We start from the raw sequence: 23,773 nt of genomic DNA, 5'->3' as shown, positions 1-23,773 counted from the left end.
CCTCGTCTCCCCTAGAGATCCAGCACCAGTCGTTCCGACTTCGCGCGTGACACGCAGATCTGCATGACCTTGTTGGACGCCCTCTCCTCGTCGCTGAGGATGACGTCGCGATGATCGGGGACTCCCGCGATCACGCCGCACTGGCAGATGCCGCAATCGCCGCGCCGGCAGTCGTAGAGCACGTCGAAACCGGCCGCCTCCAGCGCCTCGATGATGGTCTGCCCCGCAGCAACGCCGACAACCTGCCCGGTCGACTTGATCTCGACCTCGAACGGCCGGTCAGGCGATGACGGCTGCTCGGACTTGAAGAGCTCGTAATGAACGCGATCGGCTGACACCCCGGCGGCGGCCGCAGCGGCCTTCACCGCGTCAATCATGCCCGAAGGGCCACAGACATAGACGTGGGCGTTTGCTGCGGCATCGTCGAGCGCCGCGGCAATGTCGAGGCGGGATTCATCGCTGTCGTAGTGGACGGACAGCCCTCCGGCGCAGATCTCCTGCAATTGCGGCAGGAACGCCAGCAATCCTTGCGTGCGCCCGGCATAGTGCAGGCGATATGAGCTTCCCCGCGCCGCCAGTTCCGCCGCCATCGACAGAACGGGCGTGATGCCGATGCCGCCGGCGAACAGCAGCGCCGGCGCTGCTCCCTCGTGCAGTCGGAAATTGTTGACCGGCGCGCTCGCCTTCACGACGTCGCCGACCTTGAGCGCGTGCATGAACTGCGAGCCGCCGCTCGAAGCCTCCTCGCGCAGGACACCAAGCGCCAGCGCATCTTCAGGAAGTCCCGGCAACGCCATCAGCGAGTACGGCCGGTCTCCGCCATTCGGGAGCGCGACGCGGAGATGCGCACCTGCCTGCCATTGCGGCACGACGCCGTCCACCACACCAAACACAAGGCTCCGTATGAACGGCGTCTCCGCGACATACGACCTGACCTTGAGCTTGAGCGGATGCACGTCCATTCAGGCATCTCACGGATTATATGAATTTGCATATTTTTAGACATGTAATAATTCGCTGTCAATCGTCAGCGTGGGGCAGGTCCGGATGATGCAATCAATGGATCGCCAGCTGGCGTCTCGGGCGATCGCCCGCCGGCAACGTCAGTGGGCCAGCCGGGGGGCTCGCTACCGGCTTGCCGCCGGTCGTCAGGCCCGGCGCATCATGCGCTCTCCTGCGCTCGGCATCGAGCAAGGATACAAGGGGCGAAAGCCGGCGGTAATGGCGATCCGGTGATACTTCGAGGCACCTGCCCATCTCGGCACGCAGCTCAGGAAGGCGGCAGGCGGCATACCGGACGCAACGAATGCAAGCTGGCCGACTTCATTCCAGAAATCAGAACTTACAACCTGACAGCGCCGCTCCTCCCCACGTGAGGGCACGTCGCGATCAAGCGGCAGCCGCCTGGTACAGGCACTCGCGAAGCCAGGCGTGGCCTTTGTCCTCCTGATTGCGCGGATGCCACAGCGCGACGATGCGAGCGGGCGGCAGATCGAGCGGCGGGGGCGTGAGATCGAGCTCGTGCGCGAAGCGGATCAGGAACCGCCGCGGAAGGGTGCAGATGCAGTCACTGTGCGCAAGGATGACCGGCGCGAGCGCATAGGTCTGGATCGAGACGGCAACGCGCCGGGAGCGGCCGAGCGCGGCAAGCGCGTCGTCGACCAGGCCCGAGAAACCGCCGCCATCGGCGGAGATCAGCAGATGGTCGAGCGCGCAAAAGCTGTCGAGATCGAGCGGACCGATGCCGCGGGGATGACCCTTGCGCTGTGCGGACAGGAAGCCGTCTTCGAACAGCGGCCGCTGCATCAGCTCGCCATGTGCGCGGTCGGCGCCCGTCACCAGGATGTCGATCTCTCCCCTTTCGAGCTGATCCACGACATCGCGCGCGGGGTGAACGAGGGCGAGCCGCGCCCGCTCGGCCATCGCGGTCAAGCGCGCGACCAGGCCGGGCGCCAGCGTCACGGCCGGATTCTCGTGGATGGCAACGACGAAGGTACGCTGGCTCTTGGCGGGGTCGAACTCAGCCGGCCCCTCCACCATGCGACGAAGCTTGCCGAGCACGTCCGCAAGCGCCGTCTGCAACTCCACCGCCCGCGTCGTCGGCACGACGCCGCGCCCGCTCGCGGCGGGTACGAACAGCGGATCGGCAAAGATCTGCCGCAGCCGGTTCAGCCGCGCCGAGAGCGCAGGCTGCCCGATATTGAGCCGGGAGGCCGCGCGCGTCACGTTCCGCTCGCGCAGGAGAGCCTCCAGAGCCAGCAACAGACCGAGGTCGATCTCGGCGAGATCGTTATCATCGGCCGGCCGACCCCGGCCGTGTTCCGCATCCTGCATCGGTGGCACCTCCGTCTGGGGCATGTCGCGACCGCGACGAGCCGCGATACGAGGGTTAGGGCCAAAACGCCGGTGTGAAAAGCTGAGCCAGCGTCCTTTCCGATATCGACCATGTCGATGGGACCTATCGAGCCCGCGACTCTCCCCAAGGCCTGGCGCGCTTCGTACCTCACCGTCACCGCGGCCCGGGCAACCAGCCCTACGCCGCGGTCCAGTGGAGGACATCTTGATGATTCACGCGGCCAAGACCTATCAGGTCGGCGAAGCATCCATCACGCGGATCGACGAGTTGCGGCTTGCCGCATTCAGGTTCGACGCGCTCTATCCGGGAGGCGAGCCAGAGGCGCTGGAGCGCAATCGCGACGAGTTTCAAGCGGGCTCGTTCGATGCTGCGACCGGCACCTTCATCCAGAGCATTCACAGCTGGCTGGTCAGGACACCGCACCACACGATCCTGATCGACACGGCCACCGGCAACGACAAGAACCGGCCGGAGATTCCGCCGCTTCACCGGCTCAACGAACCGTTCCTGGCGCGGCTGGCCGCAGCGGGCGTCACGCCGGAGCAGGTCGACTACGTGCTGCTCACCCACGTGCACGCCGATCACGTCGGCTGGAACACCCGTCTCGTCGAGGGACGCTGGGTCCCGACCTTCCCGAATGCGACCTACGTCTTCTCCGCGATCGAGCAGGCCTATGGCGAGAGCCTCGCGACGGGCACAGAGCCGACCGGAGCGGCCCGCCCGGCCCCGGCCCTCGGCCCCGCGCTGCGCAAGCCGGCCGACCGTGTCTATGACGACAGCGTCCGGCCGGTGATCGAGGCCGGACTTGCCAGGCTCATCGCTGTGGACGGGAGCGAGGCCATCGAGGGCATCTCGTTCGTCCCGACGCCCGGCCACAGCGTCGATCACGCCTCCATCCGCCTCGTCTCACGCGGCGAAGAGGCGCTGTTCGCCGGAGACGTGATGCACCATCCGCTCCAGGTCTATGAGCCTTCGCTCAATTCCTGCTTCTGCGAATTCCCGGAAGCCGCGTTGCGCTCGCGCGCCTTCGTGCTGGAGGGCGCTGCCGAGCGGGGCTCAATCATCTTCACCACCCATTTCGCACAGTCATCGGTCGGCCGCGTCAGCCGCACCGGAGGACGCTTCACCTGGCAATTCGTCTGAACGGAGAACGATCATGAATCAGCACGCCAGCGCGCGCGTCGACAGGCCCAAGATCGTGGTCGAGGATCTCATGATCCCGAGCGACACGGCGGGAATTTCGCTTCACTTGCGCAACAAGCGCCCCGCGGCGCTCGAGACCTTCTCCGCCGAGCGAACCATCCTGATGATCCACGGCGCGACCTACTCATCGGAAAGCCTCTTCGATACGCCACTCGGCGGTGTCTCGTTCATGGATCATCTCGCCCGCCATGGGTATGACGTCTTCGCGCTCGACGTGCGCGGCTATGGCCAATCGACCCGCCCGCCCGAGATGGACGCGCCGCCGGAGCAGTCCGAACCGCTCGTGCGCACCGAGGTCGGCGTGCGGGACCTTGCCAGCGCCGTCGCGTACATCCTCAAGCAACGCAAGATCGCGCGCCTCAATCTGGTTGCCATGTCCTGGGGCGGCTCAGTGGCTGGGGCTTACACCGCAGGCAACAACGACAAAGTCGTCAAGCTCGCGCTGGTCGCGCCGCTTTGGGTGCTGCAGGGCCCAGCTCCGATCGATGCAGGCGGGCGCCTCGGCGGCTATCGCAACGTTCCCGTACTGGACTTCAGGGAGCGCTGGCTTTCGGCTGCGCCGGAAGCGGCACGATCGAGCTTGATCCCGGCGGGCGGCTTCGAGCTCTGGGCCAACATCTCGCTCGCCACGGACCCGCTAGGCAGCGCGCAAACGCCTGCCATCATGCGTGCCGTCAACGGCCCGATCCTGGACATCCGCGAATACTGGGCCGCGGGCAAGAGGCTCTATGACGCCGCCGACATTCGCGTGCCCGTGCTCCTGGTCCACGCGGAATGGGACCAGGACGTTCCTATCGACTCGGCGCAGAACTTCTTCCTTTCGCTGACGCATGCGCCATACCGGCGATGGGTCGAGATTGGCGAAGGCACGCACATGGTTCTGCTGGAGAAAAACCGTCTGCAGGCGTTCGATGCGATCAACCAGTTTCTCGGCGAAGATTACAGCTAGCGCGGCGTCCTGCTGCACCGCGAAAATCACTCGCGCCGCAACATTCAAAAATGAGACTGCCGGTCAAGCCGAACGAGGCCGCGATGGGTGCAGCGCATCCGACTTCGGTTAGCTTTCCTCCAAAGCCGCGGGCTTCGAGAGCCACGGGCACCATACGGTTCGTCGCGGCAACAAGCGATGACACAGGGAGGAGCACATGTCGAAATGCAGCATCGGACTGCTCGCGTTGAGCAGCCTGTTTCTTTCGGGCGCGGCGATCGCCCAGGAAAAGATCAAGGTGGGCGTGACCGCAACGCTCGAGGGCACCTACACGGTGCTCGGCGAGGACGGCATGCGCGGCCACCAGACCGCGCTTAACGTGCTCGGCAAGAAGGTCGGCGACAAGGAACTCGAATTCATCGTCGCTTCGACCGATGCAACGCCGGACTCCGCCGTGCGCGCCGTGCGCAAGCTGATCGAGCAGGACAAGGTGCAGATCCTGCTGTCGCCGCTCTCCGGCGACGAAGGCATTGCGGTGAAGAATTTTGCCAAGAGCCATCCCGGGCTGACGTTCATCAATGCCGCATCCGGTGCGCAGGAAACGACCTATGTCGACCCGGCACCGAACTTCTTCCGCTACAACATGGACGGCGCGCAGTGGCAGATCGGCCTCGGCAAATACGCCTATGAAGAGAAGAAGTATCGCAAGATCGCGACCGTCGGCGAGGACTATTCCTTCATCTATACCCAGGTGTTCGGGCTGGTGCTCGAGTTCTGCGGCATGGGCGGACAGGTCACCAACCGGCAATGGGTGCCGCTGGGAACGAAGGACTTCGCCTCCGTCATCGCTGCCCTGCCCGACGACGTCGATGCCATCTATCTCGGGCTTGGCGGCGCCGACGCCGTCAACTTCCTCAACCAGTATCAGCAGGCCGGCGGCAAGGCGCATCTGATGGGCGGTTCCATCATGATCGACCAGACGATCCTGTCGTCGAAGGGCAACGCCAAGAACGCGCTGATCGGAACCATCGCGGCGAGCGGACAGGCCGACACCTGGGAGGATCCGGGCTGGCAGAAATTCGTGAAGGCCTATCAAGACGCCTTCCCGCCCAACAAGCGCTTCCCGAGCCCGTCGCTGCTCGCCACCAACTACTATAATTCAACCATGGCGCTGATCCTCGCACTGCGTCAGGTCAACGGCGATCTCTCCAACAACCAGGCCAAGTACAAGGAAGCACTGGCGAAGATCGAGCTCGACGCACCGAACGGCAAGATCAAGCTTGACTCCAACCGCCAGGCGATCGGCACCAACTTCGTCACCGAAGTCGTCGACGACGGCAAGGGCGCGCTGTTCAGCAAGGTCGTGAAGGTGATCCCGAACGTGAACCAGACGCTCGGCTACGACCCGGCCGTGTTCTCCAAGATCGGGCTGCCGAGCCGCACCGTGCCGGAATGTAAGAAGTACTGACGCATCACGTCAGGCAGACGCAACCGGGGAGCGACTCGCTGACGCGGTCGCTCTCCGCTCTTGCAATCTCGGCGGTGTTGTTGAAGGCTGGCCGAAAAGACAAGAACATTCGGGAGGGGAAGGCATGAGCCGTGCGCTCGCCGTCTTCCATGGCCGCTTCGGCCGGGCGACGGTTTATCAGTTGAACCGGCCTTTCAATATCCACGCCCATCGCGAAGGTCATCTGATCTTCCATGTCGGCGGCATGTCGGCATGCATCGATGTCTCCGACGGGCATTACGATCTCACCGAGACGTCGGTCGTCGCCGTCAATCCCTGGGAACCGCACAACTTCCTGCCGACCGATCTCGACGGCGGCGCGATCTTCTTCGTGCTCTACGTCAACGCCGAATGGTTCGCGCCGGATGCCTCCGGCTCCGACCGGTTGCGCTTCGGCCGCACCCAGTTCAGGCGCACGCCCGCACTCGACAAGCACATCAGGCGGACCGCCGCGCTCGTGTGCGGCGCACCATCGCTCTCCAGTCTCGATTCCGAGCTGAGGCGGCTGATCGACATCTGCTACGACGAAAGCTGGCAGCAGGCCGAGACCGCGCGCGATCCGCGCGCAGGCGGCGCCGTCACCGACTTTCGCGTCCGCAAGTGCATCAAGATGATGTCGGAGAGCCCCGGCGCTGAAATCGAGCTCGACACCATCGCGCGCGAATCCGGCCTGTCGCGACCGCATTTCTACCGGCTGTTCCGCGTGCAGACCGGCGTCACGCCGAACCTCTATCTCAACACGCTGATCATGGAACAGGCGCTCGAAGCGCTGGTGGCGAGCGAGACACCGATCGCCGACATCGGCTTCGATCTCGGCTTCTCCTCACAGAGCGGTTTCACGCGCTTTTTTGCCGCCAATGTCGGGATGGCCCCGACCGATTATCGTCGCGCCGCCAAGGTTTTGCGCGCCTGAGCGCAGGCTACGAAAAGATACTCACGATCAAACGTCGCCCTCGCCGCTTGGCTAGGATGCCGGCAACGCGATCCCGGAAAAGAGGATCGCGAGTGACGGGAGCGCACGTTCATGGCGAGGCTAGCGGCCGGTCACGGTCTGCATGCCCCCTCGCCCCGCTTGCGGGGAGAGGGTCTGGGTGAGGAGGAGTCTCCGCAAGTGCGGCGGCAGTTTGACTCGCGGAGAGTCCCCCTCACCCGGCGCTACGCGCCGACCTCTCCCCGCAAGCGGGGCGAGGTGAAGCCATGAACCGCTTCGTCGAACGCCATCCGGCCTGGGCGCTGATTACGATCATCGCGATTGCGGTCGCGCTCTGGCTGATCTTCGCAGTCTGGCCGCCGGGGCTGGAAGAGGCGATCGGCCGCAAGCGCGTCTTCCTCAACGCGGTGTTCAACGGCATCACGCTCGGGGGCCTCTATTTTCTGGTCGCCAGCGGCTTCACGCTGATCTTCGGCCTGATGCGCAACGTCAACCTCGCGCACGGTTCGCTCTATCTGTTCGGCGGCTATATCGGTTATGCCATCAGCACATCGTCCGGCTCGTGGATCCTCGGCTTCATCGTCGCCTTTGTCCTGACCGCCTTTGTCGGCGTGCTGCTGCAGGTGATCGTGTTCCGCCGGATGGAGGGCCAGGATCTCAGGCAAACAATGGTGACGATCGGGCTCTCGATCGTGTTTGCCGATCTCATGCTGTGGGCCTGCGGCGGCGACTTCTACCAGATCCAGACCCCGAAATGGCTGATCGGTCCCATCGAGCTGCCGCTGGTGACTGCGATCAAATCCTCGGGCGATCCGGTCTACCTCAGATATCCACTCGTCAGGCTCGTGATCTTCGTGGCCTCCGTGGTGATCGGCGTCGCGATGTGGCTCGCGCTCAACCGCACCCGGATCGGCATGATCATCCGCGCCGGCGTCGACGACCGCGATATTCTCGCCGCGACGGGCGTGCGCATCCAGCTCGTCTTCGTCGGCGTGTTCGCCTTCGGCGCGGGGCTTGCCGGCATCGCTGGCGTCGTCGGCGGCACCTTCCAGTCATTGTCGCCCGGCGAAGACATCCGTTTCCTGCTGGCGTCCCTCGTCGTCGTGATCGTGGGCGGCATGGGCTCGATTCCGGGCGCCGCGCTCGGCGCGCTGATCATCGGCCTCGCCGAGCAGCTCGGCTCGGTCTACATCCCGACCTACGCCATCGTCGTGACCTTCCTGATCATGGTGCTGGTGCTGGCGATCCGGCCGCAAGGCCTATTGGCGAGGCGCTGAGATGTCGCTCGCCCACGATACCCACGTCACCGTAGGCCGCACCACCAAGGCGCAGCGCCCGGCCCGGACGTGGCCAGAGATCAACAACCCCGCCGCCTGGGCCGTCGCGGCCATTCTCCTGGTCATGCCGCTGATCGCGAGCAGCTTTTTTCTGATCGAGATCTTCGCGACCACGCTGATCCTCGGCACCGTGGCGCTGAGCCTGATGTTTCTCGCCGGCTATGGCGGCATGGTCAGCCTGATGCAGCTCACCATCGCAGGCTTCTCGGCCTACATGGTCGCCGTGTTCGGCGTCAGCGGCAACGCCAATATCAGCCTGGGCTGGCCGTGGTGGCTCGCAGTGCCGATGGCGCTGGCACTGGCGACCGCGTTCGGCACGCTCGGCGGCGCGCTCGCGGTGCGCACCGAAGGCATCTACACCATCATGATCACGCTCGCGATCGGAGCGGCCTTCTACTATTTCACCAACCAGAACTGGGCGATCTTCAACGGTCATACCGGCATCAACACCGTGGCCACGCCACACTTCTGGGGCGTGAACTGGCGCGCCGACATTCCCTTCTATTACATCGTGCTGGCGGTCGCCGCGCTCTGCTATTTCGCCGTCGAATACCTCTCGCGCGCGCCGTTCGGCCTTGCGCTCCAGGGCGTGCGCGACAATCCGCGGCGCATGGCGGCGCTCGGCTTCAACGTCAATGCGCACCGCGTCGCGGCCTATGCCTTCGCGTCTTTCGTCGCGGCGCTGGCCGGCGTGCTCCAGGTCTGGAACTATCGCCAGATCTCGCCGGGTTCGGTCAGCGTCGGCGCCTGCATCGACGTGCTGATCATCGCCGTCGTCGGCGGCATCACGCGCCCGATCGGGCCCTTCATCGGCGCGCTGATCTTCGTGCTGCTGCGCACCTTCGCGCTCGACTTCCTGGTCCGACTCGGACTCGACGGCAACCGCTTCCGCCTGCTGATCGGGCTCGGCTTCCTCGCCATCGTGTTCTGGTCCTCGGACGGCGTCATCGGCCTCTGGCAGCGCTGGCGTCAGCATCAACGGCGCGAGGTGAGCCGCACCAGTGGAGGGCGCGGCCATGGTTAGCGTCGCCCAACGCCTCTCCGCAGTCGGTGCCGGCGCTGCGCTGGAGCTGCGCGGCGTGACGCGGCTGTTCGGCGCGCTCGCCGCGCTGACGGACGTCACCATCACCGTGCGGCCGGGCGAGCGGCGCGCCGTGCTCGGCTCGAACGGTGCCGGCAAGACCACGCTGTTCAACTGCATCACGGGCGACTTCCCACCCTCCTCCGGCACCATCCGCTTCTTCGGCGAGGACGTCACGCACTTTCCGCCCTATGAGCGCATCCGCCGCGGGCTGCGCCGCACCTACCAGATTTCGGCGCTGTTCCCCGGCCTCACCGTGCAGGACAACGTCTATCTCGCCTGCCGCGGCGTCTCGCGCGGACGCTTCTCGTTCCTACGACCGGGGCAGAACGATGCATTGATGCATGCGGCCGACAACCTGATCGAGGCCGTGCATCTGTCCGCCGTGAAGGACCAGCGCGTGGCCGAGCTCGCGCACGGCCAGCAGCGCCAGCTCGAGATCGCGCTCGCGCTCGCCGGTGCGCCGCGCTTCGTGCTGTTCGACGAGCCGGCGGCGGGCCTGTCGCCAACGGAAAGGGCCGAGCTGATCGAGATCCTGACCTCCCTGCCGGCCCATATCGGCTACATCATCATCGAACACGACATGGACGTTGCGCTGCGCGTCGTCGAGAGCGTCACGATGATGCACAACGGCCGCGTCTTCAAGGAAGGCCTGCCGGAGGAGATTCAGTCCGACCCCGAGGTGCAGGAGCTCTATCTCGGAGGCGGCCATGAATGAGATCCGCCGCAGCAATCCCGCGCTCGAGATCCGCGGGCTCGACGTCTATTACGGCCACTCGCATGCGCTGCAGGGCGTCGATCTCACTTTGGAGAGCGGCGTGTTCTCAGTCGTCGGCCGCAACGGAATGGGCAAGACCACGCTGTGCAAGGCAATCATGGGGCTGGTCGGCGTGAGCGGCGGCTCGATCCGCGTGCGCGGCGAGGATGTCACGCGGCGGCCGCCGGCCCAGATCGCCCGACTCGGCGTCGGCTACGTGCCGCAAGGACGCCGCCTCTGGCGCTCGCTCAGCGTCGACGAGCATCTGCAGCTCGCCGGCGGTCTGCGTTCGGGCGCCTGGACCGTCGAGCGCATCTACGACACATTCCCGCGCCTCGCCGAGCGCAAGGGCCACGGCGGCGGCCAGCTCTCCGGCGGCGAGCAGCAGATGCTGGCGATCTCGCGCGCGCTGCTCACCAATCCGCATTTGCTCATCATGGACGAGCCGACCGAAGGCCTCGCACCCGTCATCGTGGCGCAGGTCGAGGAGATGCTGTTGCGGCTGGGCGAAGACGGCGACATGGCCGTGCTCGTGATCGAGCAGAACATCGGCGTCGCCACCGCGATCTCGCGCAACGTCGCGATCATGGTCAACGGCCGCATCAACCGCATCATCGACTCCGCGCGCCTTGCCGCGGACCGCGAGCTACAGCAGCGCCTGCTCGGCGTCGGGCTTCATGCGGAGCTCGAACCGGATATCGAAATCGCCGCATCCGGCGCCGAAACGAAGCCGGCGCCGGCGCCACGGCGCGACGGGCCGGTGCGCATCTACATCTCCAATCCGACGCTGCCGACGCGATGGTCGCAACCGGTGCCGATCGCCCGCATCGAGGCCGCGGCGCGGACGCTCTCGACGCAGGTCGCCCGGCTCGACGAGACGGCGCGGCGCAAGCACGAACCGGTGGCGGCGCAGGCTTCGGGCCCGCCGGTGGTGCTGGTCGTCGGCACGCTCGATACCAAGGGCCAGGAGCTGCGCTACATCCGCGACATCATAGCCGAAAGCGGCCTGCGCACGCGGTTGGTCGACGTCTCGACCAGCGGCAAGCATTCCTCCTGCGATGTCTCCGCGCAGGAGATCGCCCTGAATCAGGGCCGCGGCGGCTCCGCCGTGTTCGGCACCGATCGCGGAGCCGCCGTGACCGCGATGGCAGATGCGTTTGCCAATTGGCTGCGGCGCCAAGGCAATGTCGCCGGCGCGATCTCGGCAGGCGGTTCCGGCGCGGCCTCGCTGGTCGCCCCGGGGATGCGGGCCCTGCCCGTCGGCGTTCCCAAGCTGATCATCTCATCCGTCGCCTCGGGCGATGTCGGCCCCTATGTCGGCCCGGCCGACATCACCATGATGTACTCCGTCACCGACGTGCAGGGGCTGAACTCGATCTCGCGCGCGGTGCTCGCCAACGGGGCCAATGCGCTCGCCGGCATGGTCAAGGCGCGGCTCGACACGCGTGCCGCAACGGCGCGCGAAGCCGGCGGGCTGCCCGCAATCGGCATCACCATGTTCGGCGTTACCACGCCGGCCGTGCAGAAGATCGCGGCCGAGCTGCGCGATGATTTCGAATGCCTGGTCTTTCACGCCACCGGCATCGGCGGCCGGTCCATGGAGAAGCTCGTCGAATCCGGTCAGCTCACCGGCGTCATCGACCTCACCACGACCGAGATCTGTGACCTCATGATGGGCGGCGTATTTCCCGCCGCCGAGGACCGCTTTGGCGCGATCATCCGCAGCCGCCTGCCCTATGTCGGCTCGGTCGGCGCACTCGACATGGTCAATTTCGGCGCGCCCGACACCATTCCCGAGCGCTATCGCGGCCGCAAATTCCACGTCCACAATCCACAGGTGACGTTGATGCGGACGACGGCGGAAGAGAACGAGCGCATGGGCCGCTGGATCGGCGAGCGGCTCAACCAGATGGATGGCCCGGTGCGTTTTTTCCTGCCCGAGGGCGGCGTCTCGGCCCTCGACGCGCGAGGTCAGCCGTTCTGGGATCCGGATGCCGACGCCGCGCTGTTCCGCACATTGGAGCGGACCGTGCGGCAGACCGGCAACCGCCAGCTCATTCGCATCCCCAAGAACATCAACGATCCCGATTTCGCCGCCGCCATCGTCAGTGCGTTCCGAAACCTGTTCGGGCGGACCGGTGTGCGGCGGAGAGTAGCGAGGTGACCGATGGCCAGGTTTGAACGCGCGGCGCTGCTGAAAAAGTTTCGCGACATGGCAAGGCGCGGCGAGCCGATCGTCGGCGGCGGCGCCGGCACCGGGCTCTCAGCCAAATGCGAGGAAGCCGGCGGCGTCGACCTCATCGTCATCTACAATTCCGGCCGCTACCGCATGGCCGGGCGCGGCTCGCTCGCGGGCCTGATGGCGTATGGCGATGCCAACGCCATCGTGCTGGAAATGGCGAGCGAGGTGCTCCCCGTGGTCGACCAGACCCCGGTGCTGGCGGGCGTCAACGGCACCGATCCCTTCCGCGACATGGACGTATTTCTGGACCAGCTGAAGGCACTCGGGTTCGCCGGCGTCCAGAACTTTCCGACGGTCGGCCTGATCGACGGTACCTTCCGCGCCAATCTCGAAGAGACCGGCATGTCCTACGCGCTCGAGATCGACATGATAGCCAAGGCGCACGACAAGGACATGCTGACCACGCCCTACGTATTCAGCGAGAAGGAAGCCGCGGCGATGGCCATCGCCGGCGCCGACATCATCGTCTGCCACATGGGCCTGACCACCGGGGGCACGATCGGTGCGCAAACCGCCTTGAGGCTCAAGGACTGCCCGGCGCGGATTGACACCTGGGCCACCGCCGCGCTCAGCGTCAATCCGGACATCCTGGTGCTGGCGCATGGCGGCCCGATCGCAGATCCCGCCGACGCTGATTTCATCATGAAGAACACCCGTCATTGCCACGGCTTCTACGGGGCGTCCTCGATGGAGCGGCTGCCGGTGGAGCGGGCGCTGACGGAACAGGTGCGGCAATTCAAGGCGATCGGCGCGCGATAACGCCTGATAGGTTCGAGGGAGGGAAAGATGTCAGGGATGTTGGTCGGTGAATTGATCCTCTGGCTGATCGTCGCGATCATCGTGATCGTGGTTGGCGTCTATATCGTGAACTGGCTCTACCACCGCTCCTCCAAGGAGACATCGTTCGTCCGCACCGGCTTCCTCGGCGAACGCGTGGTGATCAATGGCGGCGCCTTCGTGCTGCCGTTCATCCACGACTACACGCCCGTCAACATGAACGTGCTGCCGATGGGCATCGTGCGTTCGAAGCAGGATGCCGTGATCACCCGCGACCGCATGCGCGTCGACATCGAGGCCGACTTCTACGTCCGCGTGCAGCCGACCCGGGAGGCCGTCTCGATTGCCGCGGCGACACTCGGCCGCCGCACCCTGGAACCCGGGCAGCTCCACGCACTGCTGGCCGGCAAGTTCATCTCCGCGATCCGCTCGGTCGCCTCCGAGATGACCATGGAGGAAATGCACGAGCGTCGCGGCGACTACGTCGCGCGGGTCAAGACCGAAGCGGCGGAAGCTCTCGCCCAAAACGGCCTCGAGCTGGAATCGGTTGCGATCACCGATCTTGACCAGACTGACCTCGAGTTCTTCAACCCTTCGAACCGGTTCGACGCCGAAGGCCTGACGCGGTTGATGGAGGACATCGAGGCCAGGCGGAAGCTGCGCAACGATATCGAGCAGGATTCGATGATCAAGATCCGCTCGCGCAACCTCGAAGCCGAGCGGCAGGCGCTGGAGATCGAGCGCGAGAGCGAGACCGCGCGGCTGGAGCAGGAACGCGACATCGAGATGCGCCGCGCGCTCCAACGCACCGAAGTCGCCCGCGAACGGGCGCTGCGCGAGACCGAGGCCGAACAGGCGCAGATTTCCGCCCGCGAGGCCATCGAGCGCGCCCGCATCGCCAATGAGCAGGCGATCGCGGAAGCCCGCATCGCCTCCGAGCGCGAGACCCGCCAGAAGGAGATCGAGCGGACCCGCACCATCGAGGAGAAGGAGCTGCTGGCGCGCGAGGAGATCGAGAAGACAAGGATCGCCAACCAGCGCTCGATCGATACCACACGCATCGCTTCGGAACGCGAAGTCCGCCAGCGCGAGATCGAGCGGATGCGCACGGTAGAGGAAGCCGAAATCGCCGCGCGCGAGGCCATCGAAAAGGCCCGCATCCAGCAAGACCGCGTCGTCACCGATGCCCGCATCGCCAATGAAGAGGAGACACGCCGCCGCGAGATCGAGCGGACGCGCGCGGTCGACGAGGCCGAGATTGCCGCACGCGAGGCCACCGAAAAGGCGCGCATCGCCCAGACGCTGATCGTCAATGTCGAGCGCATCTCGTCCGACGAGCGCACCCGCGCGCTGGAGATCCAGCAGGTGCGGACTATCCAGGAGGCCGAGATCGAGGCACAGCGCGCGGTCGAGGCCGCCCGCATCGCCCGAGAGCGGACGCTCGCCGCCGAGCGCATCGCCGCCGAGCAGAGCACGCGGCAGCTGGAGATCGAGCGCAACCAGGCGCTCGATGTCGCCGGCATTGCGGCGCGCGAGACCACGGAAGCCTCGCGCATCGCCCAGGAGGAGCGCGTGCGCTCCCTGGAGATCGCCCGCAACCGCGCCGTCGAGGAAGCTGACATCGCCTCGCGCGAGGCGATCGAGGCGGCCCGCATCGCCCAGGAAAAGGCGGTTGCGGCCGAGCGCATCCAGGCCGAACGGGAGACGCGCGCGCTCGAAATCGAGCGGACCGGCGTCCTCGAGGCGGCCGAGCTGAAGCGGCGCGACGCCATCGAGCGGCAGCGCATCACGGTCGACCTGGCGCTCGAGGCCGAGCGCATCAATTCCTCCAAGAAGCGCGAAGTGCTCAACATCGAGCAGAAGAAGGCGATCGAGATCGCGGACGAGGACCGCGTCATCGCGCTGTCGACCAAGAAGTCCGAGCGGATCGACGCCGACCGCCAGGTCCGGCAGGCCGAGATCGTGGCGCGCAAGGAGGTCGAGACCACCGACGTCTCGCGCGAGCAGGCACTGGAGGCGGCGCGCATCGAGCGGCGACGTGCGATCGAGCAGCTCGAGGTCGCCCGCGTCCAGTCGCTCCAGGAGGCCGAGATTGCTGCGCGCGAGGAAGTCGAGCGTGCCCGCATCGCCTCCGACCGCGGCCTCGACGAGGCCCGCATCGGCCGCGAGCGCGAGCTGCGCAAGCTCGAGGTCAATCGTGAGAAGGACGTCGAGACGGTGCTGATGGAGAAGGCGATCGCGATCCATCAGAAGTCGCTGGAGGAGTCGGCCGCGCGCGCAGCCGCCGAGGAGGCGCGGATCCGGGCGACCGAAGCCGCCGAGCGCGTCGTCACCGCCCGCGAGAGCGAGATCGCCAAACGGCGCAAGACCGTCGAGGTTCTGCTGGCGGAGAAGCAGGCCGAAGAGACCCGCATCGCCGCCGAAGCCGAGCGCGTGCGCGCCGCGGTCGAAGCTGAAGCGCAACGCATGCTGAACGAAGCCGAGAACGTGCTGACTGACCAGGCACGCTACTCGCTGTTCCGCAGAAAGCTGCTCGACCGCATCGAGGGCATCGTGCGCGAGAGCGTCAAGCCGATGGAGAAGATCGAAGGCATCCGCATCCTCCAGGTCGACGGCCTCAACGGCAACGGCCACGGCAACGGCAATGGCGGCCGCAGCGCCACCGACGAGGTGATCGACTCGGCCCTGCGCTACCGCGTCCAGGCGCCGCTGATCGACTCCATACTGTCCGACATCGGCGTCGAAGGCGGCAGCCTAGCCAAGATGCCGGGGCTGATCCGCGAGGCCCGCGACATGCAGGGCATCAAGGAGGCCGCGCGCAAGGGTGGCGGCGGAGGTGGTGGCGGCGGCGACAAGCCGGCGGCCGCTCCGCCTGCGACCGAGGGCGGCGAGCCGCCGGCCGAGCGCGGGCCGCGGAAGAAGAGCTGAGGTTTGAGCGATGGCCCGCGTCTACGTCTCCACCGTCGTCAACGCCCGCAACGACCGCGTCTGGGCGCGGGTGCGCGATTTCAACGGCCTGCCGAACTGGCACCCGGCCATCGCCGAAAGCCGGATCGAGGGCGGCGAGCCCGCCGACAAGATCGGCTGTGTCCGGGATTTCCGCCTGCGCAACGGCGACCGCATCCGCGAGAAGCTGCTCGGCCTCTCCGATTACGACATGTTCTGCACCTACTCGATCCTGGAATCGCCGATGGGCGTCGAGAACTACGTCGCCACCCTGCGCCTGACGCCCGTCACCGACGGTGACCAGACGTTCTTGGAATGGACCGCCGAGTTCGATTGCGCCCCGGAACGCGAGACCGAGCTCGTCAACAATATCGGCGGCGGCGTGTTCCAGGGCGGCTTCGACGCGTTGAAGCGCGTGTTCGGAGGCTAGCCGTGCCGCATATCGTCAAGAGCACGATCCTGAACGCACGGACGGACGCGGTGTGGGACGTGCTGCGCGATTTCAACGGGCACGACCGCTGGCACCCGGCGGTTGCGACCTCCTCCATCGAACGCGCGCAATCCGCCGACAAGATCGGCTGCGTGCGACGGTTCAAGCTGAATGACGGCTCGGAGCTGCGCGAGCAGCTGCTGGCACTGTCCGACCTGGAACAGACCTTCAGCTATTGCCTGCTCGATACGCCGGTCCCGATGTTCAACTACGTCGCGCATGTCCGGCTGCTGCCGGTGACCGACGGTGACCGCACCTTCTGGCACTGGGAATCGCGGTTCACGACGAAGCCGGAGGACAAGGACCGCATCACCCACATGGTCGCGGAAGACATCTATCAGGCCGGATTCGAAGCGATCCGCCGCCATCTGAAGGAGGCCGCTTAAGCCATGGCCGTGACGGTAAAGACCTTTACGAATGCGAGCGAGGCGGCTGGCGCACTGTCGTCGGACCGGAGCGCGCGCTATCTCGGCGGCGGCACGCTGGTGATGCGCGCGCTGAACGAAGGAGACGTCTCGATCTCGACGATCGTGCGGGCGCAGGACCAGGCGCTGACCCGGATCGACGCGTCCGGTCCGCGCATCACACTGGGCGCCGGCGTCACCTTCGCGCGCGTGCTCGCCGAGCGCGACCTCGCCTTCCTGCATGCCCCTGCCCGCTCGATCGGCGGTCCCGCCGTCCGCAACATGGGCACGGTCGGCGGCAATCTGTTCGCGCCGAACCCTTACGGCGATTTCACCGTGGCGCTGCTGGCGCTCGACGCCACCATTGCGGTTCAAGGCGGCTTCGGCTCGCGCGATACTCCGATCGAGGAGTTTCTGCAGGGGCGCGAGCGTCAGGCCGGAACTTTGGTGCTGTCGGTGTCCTGCACGCGGCCGGCAAGCAGCGAGGCGTTCCGATATCGCAAGATCGCGCGCATCAAGCCGAAGGGCGGCTCGGTGATCACGCTTGCCGCGCATCTGCCGGTCAGCGGCGGACGGATTGCGGGTGCGCGGATTGCGCTGGGCTCGATGGCGCCGACCCAGATCCGCGCTCGCGCCGCCGAGCGCGCGCTGGAGGGCCGCTCGCTGGATGCGGCAACCATCGCAGCTGCGGCCTCTGCCGCCACAGAAGGAACTTCGCCCTCGGACAACGCGCTCGGCAGCGGCTGGTATCGCCGCGAGATCGTCGGCGTGCATCTGCGGCGCCTGCTGTCGGGACAGGAATAACTGGCCATGACAAAAATCCCCCTGCAGTTTCGCCACAACGGCCGCGACGTCGCGATCTTCGTCGACGGCGGCACGAACCTGCTCGTCGCGCTGCGCGAGCTGATCGGCGACATGACGCCGAAATTCGGCTGCGGCCAGGGTGGCTGCGGCACATGCAGCGTGCTGATCGATGGCGAGCTTCACCTCTCCTGCCTGACGCTCGCCGAGACCGTCGCGGGCCGCTCGGTCGAGACGCTCGACGGCATGAAGCAAGGCCCGAACCTGCATCCGCTGCAGCGCGCCTTTGCCGACAATTTCGCCGCCCAGTGCGGCTATTGCACGCCGGGCATGCTGATGGCTGCAAAGGCGCTGCTCGACCGCAATCCGACCCCGAGCCGGGCCGACGTCATCGAGGCGATCTCCGGCAACATCTGCCGCTGCACCGGCTACGAGCCCATCATCAATGCCATCCTCGCCGCCGCGGGCGGCCGGGCCAGCGCCTGAGGTCAGACCATGCTGGAACTGCGCAAGGACATCTTCGCCGACGAGCGTGACGATAATTTGAAGGAAATCGGCAAGGGCACGCAGCGGCAGGACATGCTCGGCCACATCACGGGCACGTCCAGCTATTTCAACGACCACAAGCTGCAGGGCATGCTGCACCTGAAGGTCGTTCGGTCGACCCAGGCCCATGCAAGGCTGCGCCGCATCGATACCACCGAGGCCGAGCGCTCGGCAGGCGTGCGCCGGATCATCCGTGGCGCGGACGTGCCACGCAACCTCAACACGCTGCTCAGCCTGATCAACTTCGGCAAGGACGACGAGCCGTCGCTGGCGGTTGACAAGGTCCGCTACAAGGGCGAGCCGATCCTCGCTATCGTCGCCGACAGCGAGCGCGAGGCGTTCGAGGCGATCGCAAAGGTCAGGATCGACTACGAGCCGCTGCCGGCCGTTTTCGACGTCGAGGATGCGCTGAAGCCGGGTGCGCCCGTCGTCAACGAGACCTATCCGAAGAACGCCTTCATCTATCATGACGTCTACGACCACCAGCGCCTGCGCTTTGGCGATGCCGATGCCGCGCTCGCAACCGCCGACCACGTGCTCGAGCAGCGCTACCAGATGTCGCCGATCGAGCACGCGCCGACCGAGACCAACGGCGCCATCGCCGCGCCCGATACCAACGGCCGCTACGTCGTCTATACCTCGACGCAAGCGCTGTTCTTTTCGGTCGACACCTGCGCCAAGATCCTCGACGTGCCCTCCAACACCTTCCACTTCATCGGCGGCACGGTCGGCGGCGGCTTTGGCGGCAAGGTCGACACCTTGACCGAACCGCTCGCGATCCTCGGCGCCATGTTGACGGGGCGCCCCGTCCGCTACGTGTTTGGCCGCGAGGAGGAGATGCAATACGGCCCGCCGCGCGGCGCCGAGCGCATCTACATCAAGGACGGCGTGATGCGCGACGGCCGCATCGTCGCGCGCAAGATCCGCGCCTATTTCGACAGCGGCGCCTATACGCGGCTGTCGAGCTATGCCGCCGTGAAATGCGCCGCGCACCTGCCGGGGCCCTACACCATCCCGAACGTCTATGGCGACGTCTATTGCGTCTTCACCAACCGCACGCCGGCCACGGCCATGCGCGGCTTCGGCGTCACCGCGATGGATTTTGCCATCGAATGCCAGATGGACAAGCTCGCGAACCTCGTCGGCATGGACCCGATGGAGTTCCGGATCCTGAACGCCTATCGGGACGGCGACATGAAGGCGCACCGGCGCGAGGCCAAGAACACCGCGCTGATCGAATGCGTGCAGGTTGCAGCCGAGAAGGCCAAATGGCCGATCCGCGACGAGTTCAGGCGCGCCTCCTCGCGCAAGGACGGCGGCGGCAGCCGCGCCGTCATCCCGCCAACACCGACGGATTCGCGCAGCCGGCCCGCTGCGCCGGCGCAGCAGCGCACGACCTACGACCGCGCGCCGGTGACGGCGACAAGAGAGCCGCCGCGCGAACCACCTCCGCCGCCGCCGCCACCTCCCCCGCCCCGCCCGGCCGCGCCATCGCACGGCGCGACCCGATTCTCCTCCGTGTTCGGCACCAGGAGACGCTGAGATGACCCGGCATCGTGGACGCGGCATGGCGTCGATCAACTACCCCATCGGCATGAATCTCGGCGGCGATCCGAGCCAGGCGCTGGTGCATTCCAACCCGAGCGGCAAGTTCACCGTGGCCTTGTCCTCGATCGACCTCGGCCAGGGCATGAAGTCGGTGACGCGCCAGATCTGCGCCGAGACGCTCGGCGTGCCGGTCGAGGACGTCTATGTCGACACCGCGGATTCCGACACCGGCCCGCATTGCATGGGCTCGTTCGCCTCGCGCGGCACCCATCGCGTCGGCAACGCCGTGATGGCCGCCGCCCGCGAGGCGCGCGGCGTGATGATGGAGGCGGCGGCCGAGGAGCTCGAGGTTAACGCCGCCGATCTCGAGACCGACGGGCGCGGCAACATCCACGTCAAGGGCGCGCCGCACCGCTCGATCTCGACAAAGGACGTGGCCATTGCCGCGCAGTTCAAACAGGGCAAGACCATCTCCGGCCGAGGCATCTTCCTGGTGCCGCTCTCCAACGTCGACCCTGAAACGGGCGAGATGTCGCCGGCAACCTGCTATGCCCATGCCTGCCTTGTCGCCGAGGTCGAGGTGGACGATGAGACCGGCGAGGTCGCGATGGTCCGGATGGACTCGGCTTACGAGCTCGGCCGTGCGCTCAATCCGCGCCTCGTCGAGCAGCAGCTGGTCGGCGGCGCTTGGATGGGCGTCAGCCACGCCCTCTACGAGACGCCGGAGCCGTACTATCCCGATCCTGTCCACGGGCCCCGCGACTTCGTCGAATATCTGATGCCCGGTCCAGGCGATATCTGCCCGCACGATATCGCGGTGCTTGAACGCCCTGCGCCTGATGGTCCGTTCGGGGGAAAAGGCCCCGGCGAGATGTGCGCCAATCCGGTGCTGCCCGCCGTGGCGAACGCAATCTTCAACGCCGTCGGCGTGCGGATCGACGACCTGCCGATCACGCCCGAGAAAGTGCTGCGGGCGATCAAGGCGCAGGGCGGCGCGCGGCCGCAGGCGCGGCGTTAGAGGATCGGCCGTGGCGGTTCGCAGCAACATCGTCGGCATCGACAGCCCGGAGGCGCTGGAGCGGGCGCTGCGGGCGGCCTATTATCTCGCCGACGAAGGGCTCGCGACCGCCGCCTATCTCGGCCTCGCGCTCGGCAAGCCGCTGCTGCTCGAAGGCGCGCCCGGCGTCGGCAAGACGGAGGCCGCCAAAGCCATCGCCGCCGTGCTCGGCCGCCGCCTGATCCGCCTGCAATGCTACGAGGGCATCGACGCCTCTGCCGCGCTCTATGAGTGGAACTATCCACGCCAGATGCTGGCGATCCGTCAGGCCGGCGACGAGAGCATCGACATCTATGGCGAGACGTTCTTGATCGAGCGGCCGATGCTGGCGGCGCTGCGCGCACCTGATTCCACCGTGCTCCTGATCGACGAAATCGACCGCGCCGATCAGGAGTTCGAGGCCTTCCTGCTCGAATTCCTCTCCGACTTCCAGATCTCGATTCCCGAGCGCGGCACGGTCCGCGCGGCCGAGCGGCCGGTGGTCGTGCTCACCTCGAACCGGACCCGCGATCTGCACGAAGCCTTGCGCCGCCGCTGCGTCTATCACTGGATCGATTATCCGACGGCGGAGCGCGAGGCACGCATCATCATGATGCGCGCTTCCAGCGTCGCCGAAACCACGGCCCGCGCCGTCGTCGCGGCCGTCGAGAGATTGCGGCGTGAACCGCTGAGCAAGGCCCCCGGGATCGCCGAAGCCGTCGACTGGGCCGAGGCCGCGACCCTCCTCAACAAGGGCGGCGCGCGCTGGCCTGATGCCTTCAAACGCTCGATCGGAGTCGCGCTTAAGGACGAAGAGGACCTGCACTTCATCGCGCCGCGGCTCGATGCCATGCTCGCGGAGGCGACCGCATGAGCATCGAGCCACAGCTCCCGCGCGCTGCCCGCACCTTTGTTTCCTTCGTCGCCCTGCTGCGCGCCAACGGCTTCGCCGTCGCGCCGGAGCAGACCACCGCGTTCCTCGCCGCGATTGCGCTGCTCGGACCGCGCAAGCTCGAGGACATCAAGCAATCTGCGCTCGCCACCCTCGCCCCTCCGCCCGAGCGCCGCGCCACCTTCGATCGGCTGTTCGACCTGCATTTCCGCGGCAGCGAGGCGATCGAGCGTGCCGACGACGGCGAGGACGACGAGACCGTCCGTCTGCAGGAGGAAGGTCGCGGCGACGAGGAGCCCCTGCTCTCCGACGAGGCCAACGAGTCCGGCCTGACTGCATCGCGCACTGAGGCGCTGGTCGAGCGCCGCTTCGTGCAGCTCTCCACGACCGATGCGCTCCGACGGCTGGCGCGCGAGGCCCCGCGGCGCCTGCCGCGGCGGCGCGGGCACCGCCGCATGCGGGCGCGCCGCGGCCCCTTTGCCGACCTCCGCCGCACCTTGCGCGACTCTGTCCGCAGCGACGGCGAGATCCTGCGGCTCGGCCACATGAAACGGCGGCAACGGCCGCGCAAGGTGTTACTGCTGATCGACGTCTCCGGCTCGATGAAAAGCCGCACCGAGGAGAATATGAAGCTTGCGCATACGCTGGTGCAGGCCGCGCCCAATGTCGAGGTCTTCACCTTCGGCACGCGTCTGACCCGTGTCACCCGCGCGCTGCGGCTGAAACGGCGCGAGCAGGCGCTGAGCGCCGCGGCACATCTGGTCAGCGACTGGGACGGCGGCACTCGGATCGGCGACGCGCTGCAAGCGTTCCTGGCGGTCCCGCGGTTCGGCGGCTACGCCCGCGGCGCCGCTGTGATCATCATCTCCGACGGGCTCGAGCGTGGAGAGCCGGACGCCCTTCGCGACGCTGTCGCGAAACTATCGCGGCGGGCCTGGCGCCTGAGCTGGCTGACGCCGCTCGCGACAGGCCCCGCGTTCCGTCCGCAGACAGAAGCGCTGGTCGCGATCGAACGCTTCGTCGACGATCTCGTGGACGGCGGGTCGAGCGCATCGATCGTCGCCCACGTCCTGGCACTGGGAAGGAGAGCTGCGTGAGCAATATTGTCGACGGCCATCATCACATCTGGCGGCAGGCCGATCTGCCCTGGCTGACCGGTCCCATGCAGCCCCGCATCTTCGGACCGTACGAGCCAATCCGGCGCGATTATCCGATCCAGGAATATCTCGACGATCTCAAGGACAGCGACGTCACCCGTTCCGTCTATGTGCAGACCAATTGGGCGCCCGAGCATTTTGAGGAGGAAGCAGCGTGGGTACAGCGTACCTCCGACGAACATGGCTGGCCGCACGCCATCGTTGCCTACGCCAATTTCGCGGCCGAGGACGTCCGTCCGCAGCTCGACCGCCTCAATCGTTATCCGCTACTGCGCGGGGTGCGCATGCAGCTGCATTGGCACGAGAACCCGCTCTATCGCTTCGCAGCGCGTCCGGATCTCTGCACCGACCCGACGATCCGTCGCAATGTCGCACGTCTTTCCGATTACGGCTGGAGCTTCGATTTGCAGGTGTTCACGCCGCAGATGCCGGATGCTGCGCAGCTGGCCGAATCCTGTCCCGGCGTGACCTTCATCCTCCAGCATGCCGGCATGCTCGAGGATCTCTCGCCGGCTGGACGGGCGGCCTGGCGCGCCGGGATGGCCCGGCTCGCGAGTTGTCCGAACGTGGTCTCGAAACTGTCCGGGCTCGGCACCTTCATCCATCGCAACGATCCCGCGCATATCGCCGCCGTGCTCACTGATACCGTCGCGATCTTCGGCGCCGAGCGCTGCCTGTTCGGCTCCAATTTTCCGATCGAGAAATTGTGGACCAGTTATCGCGAGCTCGTCGCAGCCTTTCGCGACGCCGCCGCCCCGTTCAGTGCGGAGCAGCAGGATGCGATCTTCAGGACGACGGCGACGCGCGTCTATCGGCTTTGACAGACAAGAAACG

At 66.5% G+C, this 23,773-nt stretch carries 21 protein-coding genes; 19 read left to right on the top strand and 2 right to left on the bottom strand.

From position 1 onward, the window contains the following. Nucleotides 1-11 precede the first annotated feature (11 nt). Together I6F12_RS06285 and I6F12_RS06280 are read right to left on the bottom strand one after the other, a co-directional pair. On the bottom strand, nt 12-962 hold the full coding sequence (locus tag I6F12_RS06285; RefSeq protein WP_225155785.1) for a PDR/VanB family oxidoreductase: 951 nt from the start codon (nt 960-962) through the stop codon (nt 12-14). A gap of 427 nt (nt 963-1,389) precedes the next feature. Next, complete coding sequence (locus I6F12_RS06280) at nt 1,390-2,334, bottom strand: LysR family transcriptional regulator (protein WP_225155784.1); 945 nt, start codon at nt 2,332-2,334, stop codon at nt 1,390-1,392. Between the two features lie 229 nt (nt 2,335-2,563). Here I6F12_RS06280 and I6F12_RS06275 point away from each other — a divergent pair, with 229 nt between their 5' ends. From I6F12_RS06275 to I6F12_RS06185, 19 genes are all read left to right on the top strand, one after another. Beyond that, on the top strand, nt 2,564-3,499 hold the full coding sequence (locus tag I6F12_RS06275) for an MBL fold metallo-hydrolase (RefSeq protein WP_225156130.1): 936 nt from the start codon (nt 2,564-2,566) through the stop codon (nt 3,497-3,499). A gap of 13 nt (nt 3,500-3,512) precedes the next feature. Beyond that, nucleotides 3,513-4,508, top strand: a complete 996-nt coding sequence (locus I6F12_RS06270) for an alpha/beta fold hydrolase (protein ID WP_225155783.1) — start codon at nt 3,513-3,515, stop codon at nt 4,506-4,508. Nucleotides 4,509-4,704: 196 nt separating this feature from the next. Next, entirely contained in the window at nt 4,705-5,955 is a 1,251-nt protein-coding gene (locus tag I6F12_RS06265) for an ABC transporter substrate-binding protein (protein ID WP_036013367.1), read from the top strand. A gap of 124 nt (nt 5,956-6,079) precedes the next feature. Beyond that, nucleotides 6,080-6,907, top strand: coding sequence for an AraC family transcriptional regulator (locus I6F12_RS06260; RefSeq protein WP_225155782.1), 828 nt, complete (start codon nt 6,080-6,082; stop codon nt 6,905-6,907). Nucleotides 6,908-7,191: 284 nt separating this feature from the next. Further along, entirely contained in the window at nt 7,192-8,202 is a 1,011-nt protein-coding gene (locus I6F12_RS06255) for a branched-chain amino acid ABC transporter permease (protein WP_225155781.1), read from the top strand. A gap of 1 nt (nt 8,203) precedes the next feature. Beyond that, nucleotides 8,204-9,286 (top strand): branched-chain amino acid ABC transporter permease, encoded by a 1,083-nt coding sequence (locus tag I6F12_RS06250; protein WP_225155780.1) that lies wholly within the window; start codon nt 8,204-8,206, stop codon nt 9,284-9,286. Next, the gene (locus I6F12_RS06245) at nt 9,279-10,061 is read left to right on the top strand and encodes an ABC transporter ATP-binding protein (protein WP_225155779.1); all 783 of its coding nucleotides are present in this window, start codon (nt 9,279-9,281) and stop codon (nt 10,059-10,061) included. Before I6F12_RS06250 ends, I6F12_RS06245 begins: the two co-directional genes overlap by 8 nt. Beyond that, nucleotides 10,054-12,264: an ABC transporter permease gene (locus I6F12_RS06240; protein ID WP_225155778.1), complete on the top strand. Its 2,211-nt coding sequence runs from the start codon at nt 10,054-10,056 to the stop codon at nt 12,262-12,264. Before I6F12_RS06245 ends, I6F12_RS06240 begins: the two co-directional genes overlap by 8 nt. 3 nt (nt 12,265-12,267) lie before the next feature. Further along, a complete protein-coding gene (locus I6F12_RS06235) occupies nt 12,268-13,101 on the top strand; it encodes a phosphoenolpyruvate hydrolase family protein (RefSeq protein WP_225155777.1) in 834 nt (277 codons plus the stop codon). 27 nt (nt 13,102-13,128) lie between these two features. After that, nucleotides 13,129-16,047, top strand: a complete 2,919-nt coding sequence (locus tag I6F12_RS06230; protein WP_225143101.1) for a flotillin family protein — start codon at nt 13,129-13,131, stop codon at nt 16,045-16,047. A 10-nt stretch (nt 16,048-16,057) separates the two neighbouring features. Next, nucleotides 16,058-16,495, top strand: a complete 438-nt coding sequence (locus tag I6F12_RS06225) for an SRPBCC family protein (protein WP_225125943.1) — start codon at nt 16,058-16,060, stop codon at nt 16,493-16,495. Nucleotides 16,496-16,497: 2 nt separating this feature from the next. Then, nucleotides 16,498-16,941, top strand: a complete 444-nt coding sequence (locus I6F12_RS06220; protein WP_225155776.1) for an SRPBCC family protein — start codon at nt 16,498-16,500, stop codon at nt 16,939-16,941. 3 nt (nt 16,942-16,944) lie between these two features. Beyond that, nucleotides 16,945-17,763, top strand: a complete 819-nt coding sequence (locus I6F12_RS06215; protein ID WP_225155775.1) for an FAD binding domain-containing protein — start codon at nt 16,945-16,947, stop codon at nt 17,761-17,763. A gap of 6 nt (nt 17,764-17,769) precedes the next feature. Further along, nucleotides 17,770-18,246: a (2Fe-2S)-binding protein gene (locus I6F12_RS06210; RefSeq protein ID WP_225155774.1), complete on the top strand. Its 477-nt coding sequence runs from the start codon at nt 17,770-17,772 to the stop codon at nt 18,244-18,246. 9 nt (nt 18,247-18,255) lie between these two features. Next, nucleotides 18,256-19,848 (top strand): molybdopterin cofactor-binding domain-containing protein, encoded by a 1,593-nt coding sequence (locus I6F12_RS06205; RefSeq protein ID WP_225155773.1) that lies wholly within the window; start codon nt 18,256-18,258, stop codon nt 19,846-19,848. A 1-nt stretch (nt 19,849) separates the two neighbouring features. After that, complete coding sequence (locus I6F12_RS06200) at nt 19,850-20,872, top strand: molybdopterin cofactor-binding domain-containing protein (RefSeq protein WP_036013333.1); 1,023 nt, start codon at nt 19,850-19,852, stop codon at nt 20,870-20,872. A 10-nt stretch (nt 20,873-20,882) separates the two neighbouring features. Further along, nucleotides 20,883-21,764: a MoxR family ATPase gene (locus I6F12_RS06195; RefSeq protein WP_109144209.1), complete on the top strand. Its 882-nt coding sequence runs from the start codon at nt 20,883-20,885 to the stop codon at nt 21,762-21,764. After that, nucleotides 21,761-22,879, top strand: a complete 1,119-nt coding sequence (locus tag I6F12_RS06190) for a VWA domain-containing protein (protein WP_225155772.1) — start codon at nt 21,761-21,763, stop codon at nt 22,877-22,879. Before I6F12_RS06195 ends, I6F12_RS06190 begins: the two co-directional genes overlap by 4 nt. Next, on the top strand, nt 22,876-23,760 hold the full coding sequence (locus I6F12_RS06185; protein ID WP_225155771.1) for an amidohydrolase family protein: 885 nt from the start codon (nt 22,876-22,878) through the stop codon (nt 23,758-23,760). Before I6F12_RS06190 ends, I6F12_RS06185 begins: the two co-directional genes overlap by 4 nt. Nucleotides 23,761-23,773 lie beyond the last annotated feature (13 nt).

This window comes from Bradyrhizobium sp. IC4059 (genome assembly GCF_020193615.1).
Classification (GTDB): Bacteria; Pseudomonadota; Alphaproteobacteria; order Rhizobiales; family Xanthobacteraceae; genus Bradyrhizobium; species Bradyrhizobium yuanmingense.
The sequence above is the reverse complement of the archived record's forward strand: the minus strand, read 5'-3'. Positions and strand labels throughout refer to the sequence as shown.

What these genes read in the sequence shown, in the direction of transcription:
- I6F12_RS06210 (WP_225155774.1), top strand. Translation starts at nt 17,770, where the DNA reads ATGACAAAAATCCCCCTGCAGTTTCGCCACAACGGCCGCGACGTCGCG.
- I6F12_RS06205 (WP_225155773.1), top strand. Translation starts at nt 18,256, where the DNA reads ATGCTGGAACTGCGCAAGGACATCTTCGCCGACGAGCGTGACGATAAT.
- I6F12_RS06250 (WP_225155780.1), top strand. Translation starts at nt 8,204, where the DNA reads ATGTCGCTCGCCCACGATACCCACGTCACCGTAGGCCGCACCACCAAG.
- I6F12_RS06265 (WP_036013367.1), top strand. Translation starts at nt 4,705, where the DNA reads ATGTCGAAATGCAGCATCGGACTGCTCGCGTTGAGCAGCCTGTTTCTT.
- I6F12_RS06200 (WP_036013333.1), top strand. Translation starts at nt 19,850, where the DNA reads ATGACCCGGCATCGTGGACGCGGCATGGCGTCGATCAACTACCCCATC.
- I6F12_RS06190 (WP_225155772.1), top strand. Translation starts at nt 21,761, where the DNA reads ATGAGCATCGAGCCACAGCTCCCGCGCGCTGCCCGCACCTTTGTTTCC.
- I6F12_RS06260 (WP_225155782.1), top strand. Translation starts at nt 6,080, where the DNA reads ATGAGCCGTGCGCTCGCCGTCTTCCATGGCCGCTTCGGCCGGGCGACG.
- I6F12_RS06230 (WP_225143101.1), top strand. Translation starts at nt 13,129, where the DNA reads ATGTCAGGGATGTTGGTCGGTGAATTGATCCTCTGGCTGATCGTCGCG.
- I6F12_RS06245 (WP_225155779.1), top strand. Translation starts at nt 9,279, where the DNA reads ATGGTTAGCGTCGCCCAACGCCTCTCCGCAGTCGGTGCCGGCGCTGCG.
- I6F12_RS06280 (WP_225155784.1), bottom strand. Translation starts at nt 2,334, where the DNA reads ATGCAGGATGCGGAACACGGCCGGGGTCGGCCGGCCGATGATAACGAT.
- I6F12_RS06255 (WP_225155781.1), top strand. Translation starts at nt 7,192, where the DNA reads ATGAACCGCTTCGTCGAACGCCATCCGGCCTGGGCGCTGATTACGATC.
- I6F12_RS06240 (WP_225155778.1), top strand. Translation starts at nt 10,054, where the DNA reads ATGAATGAGATCCGCCGCAGCAATCCCGCGCTCGAGATCCGCGGGCTC.
- I6F12_RS06285 (WP_225155785.1), bottom strand. Translation starts at nt 962, where the DNA reads ATGGACGTGCATCCGCTCAAGCTCAAGGTCAGGTCGTATGTCGCGGAG.
- I6F12_RS06235 (WP_225155777.1), top strand. Translation starts at nt 12,268, where the DNA reads ATGGCCAGGTTTGAACGCGCGGCGCTGCTGAAAAAGTTTCGCGACATG.
- I6F12_RS06215 (WP_225155775.1), top strand. Translation starts at nt 16,945, where the DNA reads ATGGCCGTGACGGTAAAGACCTTTACGAATGCGAGCGAGGCGGCTGGC.
- I6F12_RS06270 (WP_225155783.1), top strand. Translation starts at nt 3,513, where the DNA reads ATGAATCAGCACGCCAGCGCGCGCGTCGACAGGCCCAAGATCGTGGTC.
- I6F12_RS06275 (WP_225156130.1), top strand. Translation starts at nt 2,564, where the DNA reads ATGATTCACGCGGCCAAGACCTATCAGGTCGGCGAAGCATCCATCACG.
- I6F12_RS06225 (WP_225125943.1), top strand. Translation starts at nt 16,058, where the DNA reads ATGGCCCGCGTCTACGTCTCCACCGTCGTCAACGCCCGCAACGACCGC.